We start from the raw sequence: 15,360 nt of genomic DNA on the forward strand, positions 1-15,360 counted from the left end.
ACAACGAAAGCCCCGGCGTTGGCCAGGGCTTGGGCTACACGCTTGGTTGCTAGTTACTTTGGCAGCGGCTTGCTGCGCATGAATTTGGCGATGATTTCGACCAGGAGCGGCGTTAGCCTTGGGTCGGCTTTTTCCATGCGAGCCAGCTTCTCCCGGTCGTCGCTAGGAGTGGCGAGAACTGCGCTGTTGTTAGGCTTGGTGCTGGTAGTGTTCATGCTGCCTCCTGCCCGGTGAGGGCGCGGCCCAGCTCCTCGTCAGACTTGCCCTTGAACTCTCCAAGATCCATGCGCGCCTCTACCCATTTGGCACGGGTCGGGCCAACGAACCATGCGGCCGGTTCAGCATCGCGGCGGCGGATGCGCTCCTTGGCATCGTGCATCAGCTGAATACGCTGCTCCTTGGTCAGCCCCGGCACCTGCTGAGTGAACAGGAAAGAGCCCTGTAGCAAGTTGCGGTTGCGGTCGGCGTCGATGTGGCTGGTGGTGTCGATTGAATAGCTCATTACTTGGCCTCCAGGCGGTGCGGATTCTCAAAACAAGCGATTTCCCATTGGGCCTCGCGCTCTACCTCTTCCCACTGGCTTTGCAGTATCTCGAAAGCGCGCTCCATGGCCTCCGGAGTGACGCCATACTCAGCGTCAGTGTCTGAAAGCTCGATCTCTCCCAGCTCGATTGCCTCCATGACCTCTTCGGGTGCTGTCTCCAGGTCATCGGCCAGCATCTGAGCGGCAATTCCAGCTACGGCCACCACGCGAAGATCATCCAAGCCGGTAGGAAGATCGAGCGCATGAGCGCGTCCGGTAAAGCACTTCTCGCTCAGCGGGTCAGCGCCTTCCTTCTCTTCGATGCGGATATGGGCATGGCCACCTAGGGAGCGAATGGAGACAACGTGCCCCGCCTCGTGATAAGCGATTGTCTTTAGATCCATATCCCAAAGCTTATCGAGTGCGATCATTGCGCAGCCTCCGGGCGGTGGTGCAGCTCGGCGCCAATGGCGTCCAGCTTTTCCCAGATCTCATCAACGGTTTCCGTCAATACTTCCTTGGTCAGGCGGTTCATGTCCTGATCCAGGTAGGTCTGCAACATGGATGCGAGCGCCCATGCGCGGTGTGCGTGAGTCTCGATGTTGTCGAGCTTCTCTTCCAGGGTGGTATCATGGTTCGGCATCGTGGTTCTCCAATTACTCTACGGTGTCATGCCCTCGGCCTGTTGCAGCAGGCGCGGGGGCTTCTTCATTTACTGCCTTCCCTTCTCTACCAATTCCAGGCCCGCATCGATCAGCGCTCGTATTGCAGCAGCTTGGCTCACGGGCTGGCGTGTCAATTTCTCCAGTTCCAGGCGGTACGTCTCCACCCTCTCCAGCAAGTCGGCAGATAGCCGGAGGCTGATGTGTTGATCGTGCGGGGCCATGACTCGTCCTTATGTATGCGCATGTATGACAATGTATGGCAAAAGCACCAAGACAGCCAACACTTTTTTCTGACGTGATGATGGGTTCAGCAGATCCAGTCACCACATAGCCGTTTCCATGTCCGAATTGTCCGTCCGTCCGAACCCTAAAGGGTGTTCGGACGTTTCGGACACGGCGTTTCGGACTAATCGGACGTTTCGGACGTTCTAAATCGGACATTTCGGACACCTCAAGAGGCCAGCTCCACATAGGGCGCAGTGATATTGACCAGTCCTTTTTCCTCCAGGCTGGTACGCACCTCTTGGAAACGCTGCCGGTTTAGCCCGGTTTCTTTCTGCCAATCCTCGATAGCGACAAGCGCCTTGCTCGGATCTTGCCCGCCGCTTTCTAGGCGCTCGGCGTGCTTCTGGTAGAGCTTGCGCAGGCACTCCAGTGCAGCGGTCTGGTTCTTGCCCATCCTGGCTGTTTCACGCTTGGGCGGCTGGTAGCCGGCAATATGAGTCAATGCAGCACCAAAGACCGGGTTGCCCTCGTCGTTAAGCAGCGGCAGCTTGACGCCCTCCAGCTTGAAGGACATGGGTTCGGGGGGCTCCGCATCCTTCATCTTCCCTGACTCCAGGGTGATGGCGCCGAATTCGTCCTTGGTGGCGCTGTACTCAGCATCGACTGCCCCACGCAGAGCAGTGGAGCCCCTGGCGCCCTTCGTCTTGTCCTTGCCGCTGTGATGCACGACAAGCACGGTGGCTTTCCATTCGTGGCGCATATCGTCCAGGTGGCGGATGAAGGCGCCCATGTCGGTAGCGCTGTTCTCGTCGCCACCGAAGTTGCGGGCGAGTGTGTCCACGACGATGAGCGCCGGCGCCTGGCCAATCTCTTCTGCCATGGTCTTCACGGTCTGGGCCACTTCTGCAGCGCTGGAATAGTCCGACAGGTTGGCACTCGTCTCCGACACGAACAGCGGCGCATCGGACAGTGGCAATTGACGCTGCAGCTCCCATGCCTTGAGGCGGCGCGCGATGCCGTTATGGCCTTCCCCGGCGATGTAGAACACTGCCCCTCGGGTTGCTGTGCATCCATGCCAGGGGGCGCCTGTGGCCACGCTGCACGCCATGTCGATAGCGATGAATGATTTGCCGTGGCCGGGCTCACCAAACAGCACAGCCAGGGAGTCGCGCTCGACGTAGCCTTTCACCAGCCAGGCAATCGGCTTGAGATGCGCGACCATGGAGCCAGCCGCCACGAATCTAAATCGGCGCTCTGTCTCTGGCTCTGGCAGGGGCCCGTCATCGTCGTCATATGGCTCGCGTACGTTCGCCAGTTGCTCCCTCACGGCGTGCATGCCCTCCTGCTGGTAAACGTCGCTCCAGTCCTTCTCACGCTCTGGCACGGCCCAGCGGCGCCCTGTGGCCTTTGCGGCGCGCATACCGGCCTCGTCATTGTCGGCAGCCACCAACACATCGGCTTGGCTCGCAACGGTAAAAAGGATCTTCGTCAGGCTGGCTAGGGTCGGTTCTCCGACGCAACAGGCCACCGGCAGCCCCGTTGCTTCATGGATGCGGTAACCGTCGGCAAGGCCAGCGCAGACGATCAGCGAGCCCTGGAAGTTCAGCAGCTCATCAGGCTGGAAGCCAAAAGGCGTGAATGTGCCGCTCACCTTCGAGCCATGCCCAGCCTTCTTGCTGCCGTCAGGCCAGATACGCTCATAGCCCTGGTCAGTGCCGACAGCATCGACTAGCCGACGCTGTAGCACATCGCCCACGACTTCAACCGGGCAATGTGCCGCTTCCTGTAATTCGGAGAGGGTCAGCCCCTTGCGGTTAAGGTAAGGATGTTCTTCGCGGCTGGATGGGCTATCATTCAGGTGTTCAGACTGAAATGAAGCCTCGTCACTGGTAGCCGCCAGGACGGGGTTTTCTTTTATCGGCTCTTGCATTGGCCGCCCCCGTACTTCTTCCCGAACGCTTCGCAGCGGATCTTGAAGGCCGGCTCCTGGCGGAAGTAAGCCCTCATCAGTTCACGGTCCAACCAGTAGTATTTACATCGGCGTGGCTCGCCGTTGGTGTCGCAAGTCTGGTGAAAAGCACGCTCGATTGGCCAGCCATTGCGGTAAAGCTCGCTCACACGGGTTCGGAAGTCCGCGATAGGCAAGCCAGTATGCTGGTGATAGGAGAATTGATCGCAAAGTTCGCCACGCAGTAGCATGGCGAGGACAGCGCGGGTATGGGTGATGAAGTGTTCATCTGTGGGGAATAATGGGAGCCGGCTCATTGCGCCATCTCCCGTGTTGCCTCCCATGCCTCCAAGTCGGCTAGTCGCCAGCGTGTGCAATTCGGGCCGAGCTTTATGGGGGCAGGAAAGCCGTTCTTGCGCTCGCGTGCCCAGCGCCAGATAGTCGGTACGCTGTTCTGGTAGCGGTCGCGCAGGAATTTCACATCAACGTAAGTCATTTACTCTTACCTCGTATCAAGGGAGTACGAGGCAGAGCATGGCGAGGCGGTGTATATTTAAAAATAAGCGCGTGTGCAGAAAAGGGGGTTTTCAGCACACGACACCATTATTATTCCTATCTCTTCCGAGGCCGACCTTGCTTTCTGGCGTATTCGGGAGCCACCTCTCGGATGGCGTCTCTGATAATCTCCAAGGATTCAGGCCAGTGGTTCCTGGCCACTTCATCTTCCTTTTTCTTCTGTTTGACCCTTTTTTTCACTTCATCCACAACAATACCAATTCGCAACTTCTCAGCATGGTCATTAGCCCATATTTGCTGTGCCTCGTTTATCATCCACTCCCTAGCCATCTGCTGCTGATGCCTTCTCCTTAGAGGGCCTTTTTGCTGCTTAATCACCGTGAGAGTAGCCTTCAACCCGGAATTTACTTCAACGAACCCCGGCGCGCTAAGTGATCCATACATATACCCTAGCAGCAGCATGCGACACATATCGGCTTGAGACTCAGACAGGCCTTGCTGGAAAAAGTCGCTTTCTTTCAATTGGTTAGCGATATCTTGGCATAGCTCGGCTTCGATTATTTTATGCCTCTCTGATTCTTCGGCCCGATTATAAACAGACAAAATTCTGCTGGCCTCAGCCTCGATTTGATCAACTAATTCTTCAACTCTACGCAGGCTGCCATCGTCGTTTTTCAGCCTTAGTCCTTTAGCGTAGTGGTTCGAGGACTGGATTGTTTCGGCGCCCATAGCGTTACTCCTCACGCTCTCCATGGAAGAGGCTGGCCAGTGCGTTGGAGTTGCCGCACGTTCGGGAGCTACCCTAGGCCAGCCAACACGGTGCGGCATCGCCGCGTGTGTTCTGGTGGCTTATGATGGGGCGTTTGTTGGGCACGCCTGAAATACACTCATAGGCCATTGAATTCGTTTCACTTGCTGCGGATTACATCTCCGCCTTACGCAGCGGGACGACTTCGCCTTTCGGCTGGATCGTGCCGCAGAACTTCGCCCAATCCTGCATCAGCTTTGCCCGCTTCTCCATCAGGTCGCCACGACGATAGGCCGCCTCGGCAGCATTCTTGATCGTGTGGGCCAGGGCCATCTCACAGACGTGATGCGGGTAACTCGTGCGTTCAGCGCTCCAATCACGGAACGTCGAGCGGAAGCCGTGAACGGTGGCATCAACGCCCATGCGCTTGAGCACGGCAGCCAAAGCTGCATCGCTGAACTTGCCGCCCTTGGGGGCTGTAAAGACATGGTCCGAATCACGCGGCAAGCGCTCCAGCAGCGCTATGGCTTCCTTGGAGAGCGGTACGCGGTGCTCCTTCTCGGCCTTCATACGGTCGCTCGGGATGGTCCAGATTCGTGCATCTAGGTCTATCTCGGCCCATGTCGCGCCCCGCACCTCGCCGGAACGCGTGGCGGTCAGGATAGCGAACTCCAGGGCCAGCGCAGCCACGCCCTTCTGCTGGCGCAGGTTCGCCATGAACTCGCCCATGTCATCGATGGGCAGCGCCTTGTGGTGCTTCACCTTGGCCACCTTGGAAGGTTTCGGCAGGATTGCGTCAAGGTTGCCCTTCCAGCGTGCCGGATTATCGCCGGAACGATGGCCATGCACGGTTGCCCACGCAATAACCGCCTCGATACGCTGGCGTACCCTGGTCATGGTTTCGGTCTTGGTTTCCCACCCAGGCTTGAGCACTTTCAGCACATGGGCCAGATCCACGTCAGCAATGGCCATCTTGCCCAATACGGGATAGGCGTAGGTCTTGAGCGTGTTTTCCCACTGCTGGGCATGCTTGGCGTTGCGAGACTCGGCCTGCTTCTTCTTGATGACCTCGGTAGCGCATTGCTCAAAGGTGATGTCGCGTACCTGCTGAGCCAGCAGAGCGCTTCTCAGGGCGCGACGATCGGCAACCGGGTCAATGCCCTGCTGAATCTTCTCGCGCGCCACCCTGGCCTTCTCTCGGGCGCTGGCGAGCGTGGTATCAGGGAAGCCACCTAAGCCAATGTCTCGGCGCTTGCTGCCGACCATGGCGCGCAGTACCCAAGAACGAGCGCCAGTCTTGACTACCTGAAGATGCAGGCCGGCCACACCGCCCACGGCGTACAAGCCTGGCTCGGTCAGACGCTTCACCTCAACGGCGGTGAGTTCTCGGGCTTTCTTAGGCATGCTTCACATCTCCAACAACCTACCCAACATAAATGATGTTGTTGGATGATAGCCCGTAGCACTCTGTAACACAAGAAGGGGTGTCGAGGAAGGCGGGGTGCGAAGCTAAGATGTTGCTTTAAAAGGCGTCTGTGCTACTCAATGATAAGGGATGACATGCGTTGATACATTGCGCCAGGGCGGGCTGTCCCTCCGCCACTTCTCCTTTAAAACCAGCTATTTAAAGCTGGTTTTTTCGTTTACCCGCCCACCTGTCCGCCTACCTCAAACGCTAGTCTCTGCAGCGATTCTCTCGGTTCTTGGCCGCCGGGCCGTGTACTCTAACTGTGGTATAGCCTGACAAGCGATCGAAATCCCGGAACGGACTCTTCGCCCGGGACTCAGGTGATGTCTCCAAAGGGAGGAGCATGCGATGGACGTAACATTGAAAAACATCACCCGAGAGAACTTCGAGGCCGTCATTGCGCTGAAGGTAGCGTCATCACAGCAAGATTATGTCGCTGATAACCTGTACTCCATTGCCGAATCGAGTTTCCATCCAACCTATCATCCTCGCGCCGTTCATTGTGACGGGGAAGTGGTCGGCTTTCTCATGTACGAATCCTTCCACCATGACGACAGGCCGCCTGCCTACAACATCTTCCGCCTCATGGTCGACCGACGCCATCAGGGAAGAGGCATCGGGCACAGAGCCATGCGGTGCGTGCTGGACGAAATCAGGGCACAGGGCCCCTTCGAGAGGATCGCGATCTGCTATGTACCCACCAACCATATCGCCCGGCACTTCTATGCCAGCCTCGGCTTCCAGGAGACGGGGTTGAGCGAGGAAACCGGCGAGATGATCGCCGAGATCCGAGGGTGACGAATACCCACCCCCTCGCTAGCCTTACTGGGAACCCGCCCTAAAAAATCAGCATCAGAAGGCCGATGACGACGACCAGCCCGATAAGAAAGATGATGCCCACAGTGCTGGCGAGAAATTTCAACATGACTACCTCCGTGTATTGGCGCTTCGTGTCCAGGCGGTTTCGCATGGCTCTATATGGCTCGCAATGCGTGTGTAACAGTCCAACCGTTACATTACTCGGCAAAGACTTACCCTGATATTACGTTAATTGTTTTTCTTTTACTTTCTTGCACTTAGCGCGCCGAAAAACGCAGAGTCGACAAGAAGAAACGTAGCCGCTGCTCAACCGGAAATGCAAGCCGAAAATGCGCCGGACAGACACATTTCGCCATCATGTGGGTAATGTCGACGTTGACGCGTGCTCGGATATGGCATCATGGAACCCTGTTCCTGAGCGAGGTATGGAAGGCTAATGGCACCGAAGGCAACGATTCACAAGGCCCAGTTGCAGATTGCTGACATGGATCGGCAATACTATGCAGACCACGCCCTAACCGTGGCGCGCCATCCGTCGGAAACCGACGAACGAATGATGGTTCGAATCCTGGCATTCGCTCGCCACGCTGGCGAGTCGCTGGCCTTCGGCCGGGGTCTCAGCACCGATGATGAACCCGACCTCTGGGTGAAAGACCTGACAGGTGCCATCGAACACTGGATTCAACTGGGCCAGCCTGATGAGAGGGACATTCGCAAGGCCTGCGGTCGGGCTCGTCGTGTCACGCTCTACACGTACAGCGGCCATGGTGCTTCGCTCTGGTGGGAGCAGTACGCGACCAAGCTTGCCGGCCTGACCAATCTGTCGGTTATCGATGTCGACGTCGCATCGGTCCAATCGCTGGCATCATTGGCGGCGAAAAGCATGACACTGAACTGTACCATTCAAGATGGCATGCTCTGGCTGGCCAGCCCCGAACAGGCGGTGGAAGTGACCCTCAGTGAACGCCAGCGAGCAACGTGAAACGCTCCACCTACCCTGCGCGGAGAGCGCCCCGCCCCGCGGTCAATAAAGCCGTAGGCCGACGCGGGTCACCCTGTTGCCATCCATTTCGCTGACCACCCAGTGGATGCCGTGCCAGTCCACGTCATCACCAACCACCGGGTGGCCGCCGACCCTCAAGGAGACGAACTCGGCCAGGGTCATGTCGTTCTCACCGGGGCTCAGGGTCAAGCCATAGACGCCGGCGATATCACGCATCAGGGCATTACCGTCGAAAGTGAAGGTGCCGAAGAATGCCCGCTCCTGCTTGAGCTTGGCATCGCCACTGAACAGCCGGTTCAGAGAAGGCAGATCGTCGCTACGTCCGATCACGCAGATCACATCACCCAGTTTGAGGCGGGTGCTGCCCTTGGGATGCAGCATGGCGTGCTGGCGAAATAGCGCCGAAATAACAGCGCCGGAAGGAAAGCGCAACAGCCGTATCGGCACGTCATCAAGGTCCTGGTTATCGACCTTGTAGACGAACATCTCGTAGTCGTTCTCGGGCAGGATGCCCAGCGGCCCACGATGGTTCGGCGTCACGCCCAGCGGAATCTCGACTCGCATCCAGCGCGCCATCAACGGGAGCGTCCCCCCCTGGATGAGCAGTGACATCAAGACCACGGCAAAGGCGACATTGAAGTAGAGTTCCGAGTTCTCTACTCCGCCGATCACCGGAAAGATTGCCAGCACGATAGGCACGGCCCCCCGCAAGCCCATCCAGGAGATGAACCCGATCTCTCGCCAGCGAAACTTGAAGAATGGCTTGACGGTGACCAGCACCGCCAGCGGTCGGGCCACGAAGATCAATGCCAAGGCAACCAGGGACGCCGGTAGCGCATACTCCAGCAAGCCACTGGGACTGACCAGCAGGCCAAGAATGAGGAAGAGCCCGATCTGGCTCAGCCAGGCTAGCCCATCATGCACGGGAAGAATGAAATTGAGATGGCGCCCCGGCTGGTTGCCTATCATCAGGCCGGTCAGATAGATCGCCAGGAAGCCACTTCCCCCGAGGAAGCTGGTCAGGCCAAACACGAAAAAACCCAGCGCCAGGGCCAACAAGGCATAAAGGCCCGGCGCCAGGTCCAGCCAGCGCAAGAGCTTGCCACTCAGCCAGCCGGCACCCAGGCCAATCACCAGTGCCAGGCCGAACTGGGTGAGGAGGAACAGCAGAGTGGACGACACGCCCCTGATGTCGCCCACCAACACCTCGACCAACAACAGGGTGAGAAATATCGCCATGGGGTCGTTGGTGCCGGACTCGATCTCCAGGGTGGCACTGACACGCTCATTGAGGTGGACACCACGCCCGCTGAGCATGGAGAAGACGGCGGCCGCGTCGGTGGACCCCACGATCGCTCCAACCAGCAGGCCCTGGACCAGAGTGAGCTCGAACACCCACATCGCGATGATGCCGACCAGGGCGCTGGTAACGAATACGCCGAGCGTAGCCAGCGACAAGGCTGGCTTGAAGCCTACCCGGAACGTCTTGAGGCGTGTGCGCAGCCCACCATCCAACAGGATCATGGCCAAGGCCAGATGGCCGATAAGGAAGGCCAGAGAGTAATCGTCGAACTGGATGCCGAGCACCCCCTCCTCGCCTGCCAGCATCCCCAGCCCCAGAAAGATCAACAGCAGGGGGAGCCCCACCATGGAGGAGAGGCGGCTGGCCAGCACGCTGAGAGCGATCAGTAAACCACTCAACAGGAAAAGGGTATTGATGGTATCCATAGATGCCTCGAGACGCGGAGCCCGTCATTATGACATGACAGGGAAGGTTGGGCAGCGAAGGGCGCCGCTGGCCTTCCATCGTTCGGCAAGGCTAAACTGGTCCCTTACCGATTGTTTGCCATCGCCGCTGGAGACACATCCATCCCATGGCTAGACCCTATCGATGGTCCGCAGTACGCGCTTTGGCCCCAATGGTCGTGTTGCTTGCCCTGACGCCAACAGCTCTTCTCGCCGATTCTTCTTTGGCTCCATCCGAAGGGGAATCATCCGAAGCACTGATCGCCCCTCCACTCACGCTAGAAACCGAGGTCAACACACCTCCGCCGGCATTCTACCGGGCTGAAACCCTTGCCCAGGATGAGCTGACCCCGCTCGTCCGACTACCACCTCAGATTGAAGGCCCCTCATTCATAGAGCTGCTGCTGCCAGCGGATCCCTCACCTGACATCGAAGCCCAGGGCGCCGACATTCCCTCCGTCGCCAGCACGCCTGCCGAACCGATCGTCCCGCCCCCCTTGATTGCGCTCGAGATCACCCTGGACTGGTACCTCAATCCCCAGCACGCTGCCCTGCTGGTGGCACGGGAAAAGGGGATGTTCGTTCGCCGAGGGCTGAATGTCACCCTGGTCAGCCCGGCGGATCCCAATGTGCCGACCAAGCTGCTTGCAGCCGGCAGGACCGACCTGGCGCTGGGTCGACAACCGCAGCTTCATCTGCTGGCGAGCAAGGGGCTCCCCCTGATTCGTGTTGCCACGCTAATCGGCACACCTATGGCGGGGCTGTTGCTGCGTGACCCTATGTTCAACGGGAATGGAGAACTCAGCCTCGAGGGTGTTCACCTCGGCTATACCGACCTCGATGGGCGCGATATCCTCCTCTCCCGCCTGCTGGCCAATGTGCTCACGCTGGAGAAGGGCCTCGAGCTGGTGGACGCACGTGAAGTCCATTACTCGGCGCGGGACACCATGCGAGAAAGCGTTGTCGATGGCGTGATGATCAACCACCGCTTCCTGTTACCGCGGCAATTGGTGGATGAGGGTGTTGCCTCCCGGTTTCTGAGCGTCGAGGAGCATGGCATCCCCCACCATGATGGCCTGATCCTCATGGCCAACCGCGACAGGCTGAACGGCAAACGCGAAGCGATTCGCGCGCTCGTGGCGGCCATCGAGGAGGCGACCTTATGGATAGTCAACCATCCGGAACAAGCCTGGGAATTGCTGGCGGCCTCTGAACCCGCCCTGGATGACCCGGCCACACACGCTGCCTGGAGCCACGTCTTCCCACGCCTCTCGCTACAACCAGCCGCCCTTGACCACGGCCGCTATCGCGGTTTCGAGCAATACCTCCTTGACGCCGGGGTGCTCGACACGGCCACGCCACTGGAGCGCCTGGCCATCGACCTTGGCGCGCTGACGCCCTGAGTCTCGCATTCGGGATGACGTCATGAATCCAGCGTGCGGAGGAAGTCGTTGACCGCCGCCTGGAAGGCCTCGGGCTGTTCGGCGTGCAACCAATGCCCCGCTCCCTCCAGGGTCTTGATCTCCGCCTGGGGCAACACCTCACGCAGCGCGGGCAACATGTCGTCGGTGACGTAGTGGGAGTTCCCCCCACGCAACACCAGCGTCGGCCCATCGAAGGCACCCTGTCCTGCCGGGGCCTGCATGATTTCCTCGTAGCCATCCTCGATCTGCTCCAGACCGATACGCAGTTCGAGCTCGCCTGTTTCGCCACGCTGAAGATTGGTCGCCAGGAACAGGCGCGTGGCACGCTCCTCGACGTGTTCGGACAGCAATGCATCGGCTTCACGGCGATTGGCAGGCCTGCCCTCCGCCAAACGGCGAAGACCGGCAAAAACGGCGTCGTGGCCATGCCCGTAGGCTTGGGGCGCAATATCGGCGACGATCAGCGAAGCGACGCGTTCGGGGGCAAGCCGCGCTAACGTGACAACCACCTTGCCGCCCATGGAGTGCCCCAGCAGATGGGCACGCTCGATCCCGAGACGGTCCATCAGGGCCAGCAGATCCTGGGCCATCTCCCGATAGCTCATGCCCGCAACATGGGGGGAGCGGCCGTGGTTACGCAGATCCACGGCCACGACTCTGCGGCGCTCTTGCCACTGCTTGACGTGGGAACGCCAATTGTCGGCGCTGCCCAGCAGGCCGTGCACAACGAGCAGCGGCGTACCGTCACCACCGGCATCGTGGTAATTGAGTTCGACAGTCATGGGGCCTCCGGTATCGGTTTCGAATCAGGAGCGCTGCGGCGCCAGGTCCTGCTGGCCTGTCAGAGAGACCAGCCGGCGACTCAGCCAGGCGAGCAGCACGCCGTAAAGCGGAAGGAAGAACAGTAGGCTGATGCCAAGCTTGATCACATAGTCGACAGTGGCAATCTCGACCCAGTTGGCTGCCATGAAGGGATCGGGGCTGCGGTAAAAGGCCGTGGCGAAGAAGGCTGCAGTATCGGCCAGGTTGCCGAAGACGGTCGATACCGCAGGCGCCACCCACCATGATTTCAACCCGCGAAGCCGGTCGAAGACCTGGACGTCGAGCAGTTGGCCCAGCACATAGGCCATGAAGCTCGCCAGGGCGATACGCGCCACGAAGAGGTTCCACTCGCCCAAGGCCTCCACCCCGGCAAAGCCACCCCGGGGAAAGACCACCGATACCACATAGGAAATCAGCAGTGCCGGCAGCATGACGCGCAGGACAATAGCGCGCGCCGCCTCCTTGCCGCATAGCCGCACAGTCAAGTCGGTGGCCAGGAAGATGAAGGGAAAGCTGAAGGCGCCCCAGGTCGTATGAAACCCGAATAGCGTGAAGGGCAACTGAACCAGGTAGTTGCTGGCAGCGATCACCAGGATATGAAACGTCACCAGCAGCATGAGGCAGCGGCGGTACTGGGCATCCGTCAACACAAACATCGGCCGGTCCTTTTTGACGACTCGCCGGACGGAGTCGTGTCATTGCAGAGCGAGGGGTGAGGGAACCCTCGGAAAGGCGCGGATTATACGTGTGATGGCGGGTAGTGGCCAATTTGCTGCTCCAAACGCGATAGCGCCACCGGTTGGGTGGCGCTATCGCTGCGCAGGCGGCCAGTTCAGACGAGCTGGTCAGACTGGCGGCTCAGATTTGCCGCGCCTCATGTGCCGCGCCCACCGAGCGGTCCTTCATCGCATCGTGGACGTCTTGCAGGCTGGCCGGATCGTCGATGGTGGAGGGGACGCCATACTCCTTGCCATCGGCGATATTGCGCAACAGCTTGCGCAATATCTTGCCTGAGCGTGTCTTTGGCAGCCGATTGACGACCAATACCTGCTTGAAACAGGCAATGGGCCCGATCTTCTCGCGCACCAGTGCAATCAGCTCGTTTTCCAGCGCTAACTCATCGCCTTCGAATCCATCCTTGGGAATCACCAGACCCACCGGCACCTGCCCCTTGAGCGCATCATGAATACCGATAACGGCGCATTCGGCGACGGCCTTGTGGGCACCCACGACCTCTTCCATCTCACCGGTGGAGAGGCGATGCCCGGCGATATTGATGACGTCATCGGTGCGCCCCATGATGAACAAGTAGCCATCCTCATCGAAATAGCCACCGTCACCGGTCAGATAGTAACCGGGGAAGGCTGCCATATAGGCACTGTGAAAACGCTGTGGGTCGCCCCAGACACCAACCAGGCAGCCCGGGGGCATGGGCTGCTTGATCACGACGCTCCCCTGCTCCATCGGCTTGGCCTGTTCCCCCTCACGGTCGAGAACCTGTACGTCAAATCCGGGAACTGGAACCGTGGCGCTCCCGGCCTTGGTCGGCATCGGATCAAGACCGTGCAGGTTGGCAGCGATAGGCCAGCCAGTCTCCGTCTGCCACCAATGGTCGATAACGGGGACTTCCAGGAGGTCATCCAGCCAGTGGAAGGTGGGTGGGTCCAGTCGCTCGCCGGCCAGGAACAGCGCCTTGAGGCAAGAAATATCGTACTGCGCCAACAGCTTGCCGTCCGGGTCCTCCTTCTTGATGGCGCGAAAGGCCGTGGGGGCGGTAAAGAAGCTCTTCACGCCATACTCGCTGATCAAGCGCCAGAAGGCCCCCGCATCCGGGGTGTTGACCGGCTTGCCTTCGTAGACCACGGTGGTACAGCCGCGCAACAGGGGGGCGTAGACGATGTAGGAGTGCCCCACCACCCAGCCCACGTCCGAGGCAGAGAAGAACACCTCCCCGGGAGCCACGTCATATATTGCCTCCATGGAGTAGTGGAGTGCGACGGCATAGCCGCCGGTGTCGCGCACCACACCCTTGGGCTTTCCCGTGGTGCCTGAGGTATACAGCACGTAAAGCGGGTCGCTGCCCTTTACCGGGACACACGCCGCAGGCTCTGCTTTCGCCACCAGCTCCGCCCAGTCGTGGTCGCCTTCGCCAAGCTCGGCAAGCTGCTGGTCACGCTGAAATATCACGCAGGCGTCCGGCTTGTGTTCGCTCTGTTCGATGGCGGCATCGATGATCGGCTTGTAGGAAATGACTCGCCCCACCTCGATCCCGCAGGAGGCCGCCACGACGACCTTGGGCCGGGCATCGTCGATACGCACCGCCAGTTCATGAGGCGCGAAGCCGCCGAACACGACGGAGTGCACCGCGCCCAGACGAGCGCAGGCATACATTGCCATGAGGGCCTCTGGCACCATGGGCATATAGATGACCACCCGGTCGCCCTTCTCCACCCCCAGGTTCTTCAGCGCCCCGGCAAATAACGCAACTTGATCCCGCATCTCACGGTAGGTCAGGGTTCGCTTGCTCTGGGTAACGGGAGAGTCCCACAGGATAGCCGGCTGCTCGCCCCGCCCATGGTCGACGTGATGATCCAGAGCCGCATGACAGATGTTCAATTCACCATCGACGAACCAGCGCGCATGCTGCTGCTCATCGTAGGAAAGTATGGTCGTGGGCGGCGTAAACCAGGGAATGCGCCGAGCCTGCTCGGCCCAGAAGGATTCCGGTTGCTCGATTGAGCGGCTGAATTCGGTTTTATAGCTTGTCATGAGCGTCCTGTCCGACACGAGGTTGCCTGGGATTGTTGACACTCTAGAGAGTTTCCCGGGAATTTCCTTCATACCATCGGCTAATCCAGCCCATGCAAGTGAGAAAATCGGACTTATTGTTGACAATAATCATGTATTGACCAAACGGGGATCAAGCTTCGTTGATTCGACGTTTGACAGCTAATAGGCCACTATCAATGATAACTAAATGAGCAATGCCATAACCATGAAGGGCACTGTCACACCCCTGCCTCCTGCCGCAGCACGCTGTAACGCTGATGCCTCAGGCCGAGGTAGCCGCCCGAAGCCGCCAGCCCCGGCCTGCACCGCAGCCGGGCAGCCAACACGGGGAGAACGACATGAGCACCTCGCACAGTAACGCATCCCGTCTGCTTGAAGCCGGTGATATTGCCATCGATCAGGCCACCGCCCTTCTGAAGGCGCTGGCCAATGACAACCGATTGCGCATCCTATGCCTGCTCGACGACTCGGAACTGTCCGTGACAGAACTCAATCAACGCCTGTCGCTGAGCCAGTCGGCCCTTTCGCAACACCTCGCGATCCTCCGCCGGGAAAGCCTGGTCACGACGCGGCGGGCCTCCCAGACCATCTACTACTCCCTGCAGGGTGAACAGGCCCGAGAGCTGATCGGAACGCTGGTCAGGCTACAGAAGCCGTAACGGG

The 15,360-nt window shown here is 59.4% G+C and carries 18 protein-coding genes; 4 read left to right on the plus strand and 14 right to left on the minus strand.

Translation table 11 applies throughout. From position 1 onward, the window contains the following. Positions 1–53 precede the first annotated feature (53 nt). The 9 genes from DU505_RS22625 to DU505_RS17185 all read right to left on the minus strand — a co-directional run bounded on the left by DU505_RS22625 (position 54) and on the right by DU505_RS17185 (position 6,029). Entirely contained in the window at positions 54–215 is a 162-nt protein-coding gene (locus DU505_RS22625) for a hypothetical protein (protein ID WP_181872859.1), read from the minus strand. Further along, positions 212–502, minus strand: coding sequence for a hypothetical protein (locus tag DU505_RS17150; protein WP_114480205.1), 291 nt, complete (start codon positions 500–502; stop codon positions 212–214). Before DU505_RS17150 ends, DU505_RS22625 begins: the two co-directional genes overlap by 4 nt. Further along, positions 502–954, minus strand: coding sequence for a hypothetical protein (locus tag DU505_RS17155; RefSeq protein WP_114480206.1), 453 nt, complete (start codon positions 952–954; stop codon positions 502–504). The genes DU505_RS17150 and DU505_RS17155 overlap by 1 nt, the downstream gene beginning before the upstream one ends. Further along, entirely contained in the window at positions 951–1,166 is a 216-nt protein-coding gene (locus DU505_RS17160) for a hypothetical protein (protein WP_114480207.1), read from the minus strand. The genes DU505_RS17155 and DU505_RS17160 overlap by 4 nt, the downstream gene beginning before the upstream one ends. A 69-nt stretch (positions 1,167–1,235) precedes the next feature. Next, positions 1,236–1,409: a hypothetical protein gene (locus DU505_RS22630; RefSeq protein ID WP_181872860.1), complete on the minus strand. Its 174-nt coding sequence runs from the start codon at positions 1,407–1,409 to the stop codon at positions 1,236–1,238. A 230-nt stretch (positions 1,410–1,639) separates the two neighbouring features. Beyond that, a complete protein-coding gene (locus DU505_RS17165) occupies positions 1,640–3,343 on the minus strand; it encodes an AAA family ATPase (protein WP_114480208.1) in 1,704 nt (567 codons plus the stop codon). A gap of 331 nt (positions 3,344–3,674) precedes the next feature. Continuing rightward, positions 3,675–3,857, minus strand: a complete 183-nt coding sequence (locus DU505_RS17175; protein WP_114480210.1) for a helix-turn-helix transcriptional regulator — start codon at positions 3,855–3,857, stop codon at positions 3,675–3,677. Between the two features lie 116 nt (positions 3,858–3,973). Continuing rightward, positions 3,974–4,606, minus strand: coding sequence for a hypothetical protein (locus DU505_RS17180; RefSeq protein ID WP_114480211.1), 633 nt, complete (start codon positions 4,604–4,606; stop codon positions 3,974–3,976). 193 nt (positions 4,607–4,799) lie between these two features. Further along, positions 4,800–6,029 (minus strand): tyrosine-type recombinase/integrase, encoded by a 1,230-nt coding sequence (locus tag DU505_RS17185; RefSeq protein ID WP_114480212.1) that lies wholly within the window; start codon positions 6,027–6,029, stop codon positions 4,800–4,802. A 412-nt stretch (positions 6,030–6,441) separates the two neighbouring features. Here DU505_RS17185 and DU505_RS17190 point away from each other — a divergent pair, with 412 nt between their 5' ends. After that, complete coding sequence (locus DU505_RS17190) at positions 6,442–6,891, plus strand: GNAT family N-acetyltransferase (RefSeq protein WP_114480213.1); 450 nt, start codon at positions 6,442–6,444, stop codon at positions 6,889–6,891. A 40-nt stretch (positions 6,892–6,931) separates the two neighbouring features. Here DU505_RS17190 and DU505_RS23185 read toward each other — a convergent pair whose 3' ends face one another. Continuing rightward, positions 6,932–7,063: a small membrane protein YohP gene (locus tag DU505_RS23185; RefSeq protein WP_479688578.1), complete on the minus strand. Its 132-nt coding sequence runs from the start codon at positions 7,061–7,063 to the stop codon at positions 6,932–6,934. Positions 7,064–7,348: 285 nt separating this feature from the next. Between DU505_RS23185 and DU505_RS17195 the strand changes: the two genes are divergently transcribed. Further along, complete coding sequence (locus tag DU505_RS17195; RefSeq protein WP_114480214.1) at positions 7,349–7,894, plus strand: YaeQ family protein; 546 nt, start codon at positions 7,349–7,351, stop codon at positions 7,892–7,894. Positions 7,895–7,936: 42 nt separating this feature from the next. On the opposite strand, the gene DU505_RS17200 is transcribed toward DU505_RS17195, so the two are convergent. Next, positions 7,937–9,643 carry a potassium/proton antiporter gene (locus tag DU505_RS17200; RefSeq protein ID WP_114480215.1) on the minus strand — a complete coding sequence of 569 codons (1,707 nt, stop codon included), beginning with the start codon at positions 9,641–9,643 and terminating at the stop codon, positions 7,937–7,939. Between the two features lie 242 nt (positions 9,644–9,885). Between DU505_RS17200 and DU505_RS17205 the strand changes: the two genes are divergently transcribed. Continuing rightward, a complete protein-coding gene (locus DU505_RS17205) occupies positions 9,886–11,064 on the plus strand; it encodes an ABC transporter substrate-binding protein (protein WP_181872861.1) in 1,179 nt (392 codons plus the stop codon). Between the two features lie 20 nt (positions 11,065–11,084). On the opposite strand, the gene DU505_RS17210 is transcribed toward DU505_RS17205, so the two are convergent. The 3 genes from DU505_RS17210 to DU505_RS17220 form a co-directional block, all read right to left on the minus strand. After that, positions 11,085–11,867, minus strand: a complete 783-nt coding sequence (locus DU505_RS17210; RefSeq protein ID WP_114480217.1) for an alpha/beta fold hydrolase — start codon at positions 11,865–11,867, stop codon at positions 11,085–11,087. Between the two features lie 24 nt (positions 11,868–11,891). Further along, positions 11,892–12,563: a 7-cyano-7-deazaguanine/7-aminomethyl-7-deazaguanine transporter gene (locus DU505_RS17215; protein ID WP_114480218.1), complete on the minus strand. Its 672-nt coding sequence runs from the start codon at positions 12,561–12,563 to the stop codon at positions 11,892–11,894. Between the two features lie 202 nt (positions 12,564–12,765). Next, the gene (locus DU505_RS17220) at positions 12,766–14,676 is read right to left on the minus strand and encodes a propionyl-CoA synthetase (protein WP_114480219.1); all 1,911 of its coding nucleotides are present in this window, start codon (positions 14,674–14,676) and stop codon (positions 12,766–12,768) included. A gap of 359 nt (positions 14,677–15,035) precedes the next feature. Here DU505_RS17220 and DU505_RS17225 point away from each other — a divergent pair, with 359 nt between their 5' ends. Further along, positions 15,036–15,356, plus strand: coding sequence for an ArsR/SmtB family transcription factor (locus tag DU505_RS17225; RefSeq protein ID WP_114480220.1), 321 nt, complete (start codon positions 15,036–15,038; stop codon positions 15,354–15,356). Positions 15,357–15,360: the final 4 nt, after the last annotated feature.

The organism is Billgrantia montanilacus (assembly GCF_003336675.1).
Taxonomy (GTDB): Bacteria; Pseudomonadota; Gammaproteobacteria; order Pseudomonadales; family Halomonadaceae; genus Halomonas; species Halomonas montanilacus.

Excerpts from the sequence above, each read along its gene's own strand:
- DU505_RS22625 (WP_181872859.1), bottom strand. The coding sequence starts at position 215 with ATGAACACTACCAGCACCAAGCCTAACAACAGCGCAGTTCTCGCCACT.
- DU505_RS17150 (WP_114480205.1), bottom strand. The coding sequence starts at position 502 with ATGAGCTATTCAATCGACACCACCAGCCACATCGACGCCGACCGCAAC.
- DU505_RS17155 (WP_114480206.1), bottom strand. The coding sequence starts at position 954 with ATGATCGCACTCGATAAGCTTTGGGATATGGATCTAAAGACAATCGCT.
- DU505_RS17160 (WP_114480207.1), bottom strand. The coding sequence starts at position 1,166 with ATGCCGAACCATGATACCACCCTGGAAGAGAAGCTCGACAACATCGAG.
- DU505_RS22630 (WP_181872860.1), bottom strand. The coding sequence starts at position 1,409 with ATGGCCCCGCACGATCAACACATCAGCCTCCGGCTATCTGCCGACTTG.
- DU505_RS17165 (WP_114480208.1), bottom strand. The coding sequence starts at position 3,343 with ATGCAAGAGCCGATAAAAGAAAACCCCGTCCTGGCGGCTACCAGTGAC.
- DU505_RS17175 (WP_114480210.1), bottom strand. The coding sequence starts at position 3,857 with ATGACTTACGTTGATGTGAAATTCCTGCGCGACCGCTACCAGAACAGC.
- DU505_RS17180 (WP_114480211.1), bottom strand. The coding sequence starts at position 4,606 with ATGGGCGCCGAAACAATCCAGTCCTCGAACCACTACGCTAAAGGACTA.
- DU505_RS17185 (WP_114480212.1), bottom strand. The coding sequence starts at position 6,029 with ATGCCTAAGAAAGCCCGAGAACTCACCGCCGTTGAGGTGAAGCGTCTG.
- DU505_RS17190 (WP_114480213.1), top strand. The coding sequence starts at position 6,442 with ATGGACGTAACATTGAAAAACATCACCCGAGAGAACTTCGAGGCCGTC.
- DU505_RS23185 (WP_479688578.1), bottom strand. The coding sequence starts at position 7,063 with ATGCGAAACCGCCTGGACACGAAGCGCCAATACACGGAGGTAGTCATG.
- DU505_RS17195 (WP_114480214.1), top strand. The coding sequence starts at position 7,349 with ATGGCACCGAAGGCAACGATTCACAAGGCCCAGTTGCAGATTGCTGAC.
- DU505_RS17200 (WP_114480215.1), bottom strand. The coding sequence starts at position 9,643 with ATGGATACCATCAATACCCTTTTCCTGTTGAGTGGTTTACTGATCGCT.
- DU505_RS17210 (WP_114480217.1), bottom strand. The coding sequence starts at position 11,867 with ATGACTGTCGAACTCAATTACCACGATGCCGGTGGTGACGGTACGCCG.
- DU505_RS17215 (WP_114480218.1), bottom strand. The coding sequence starts at position 12,563 with ATGTTTGTGTTGACGGATGCCCAGTACCGCCGCTGCCTCATGCTGCTG.
- DU505_RS17220 (WP_114480219.1), bottom strand. The coding sequence starts at position 14,676 with ATGACAAGCTATAAAACCGAATTCAGCCGCTCAATCGAGCAACCGGAA.
- DU505_RS17225 (WP_114480220.1), top strand. The coding sequence starts at position 15,036 with ATGAGCACCTCGCACAGTAACGCATCCCGTCTGCTTGAAGCCGGTGAT.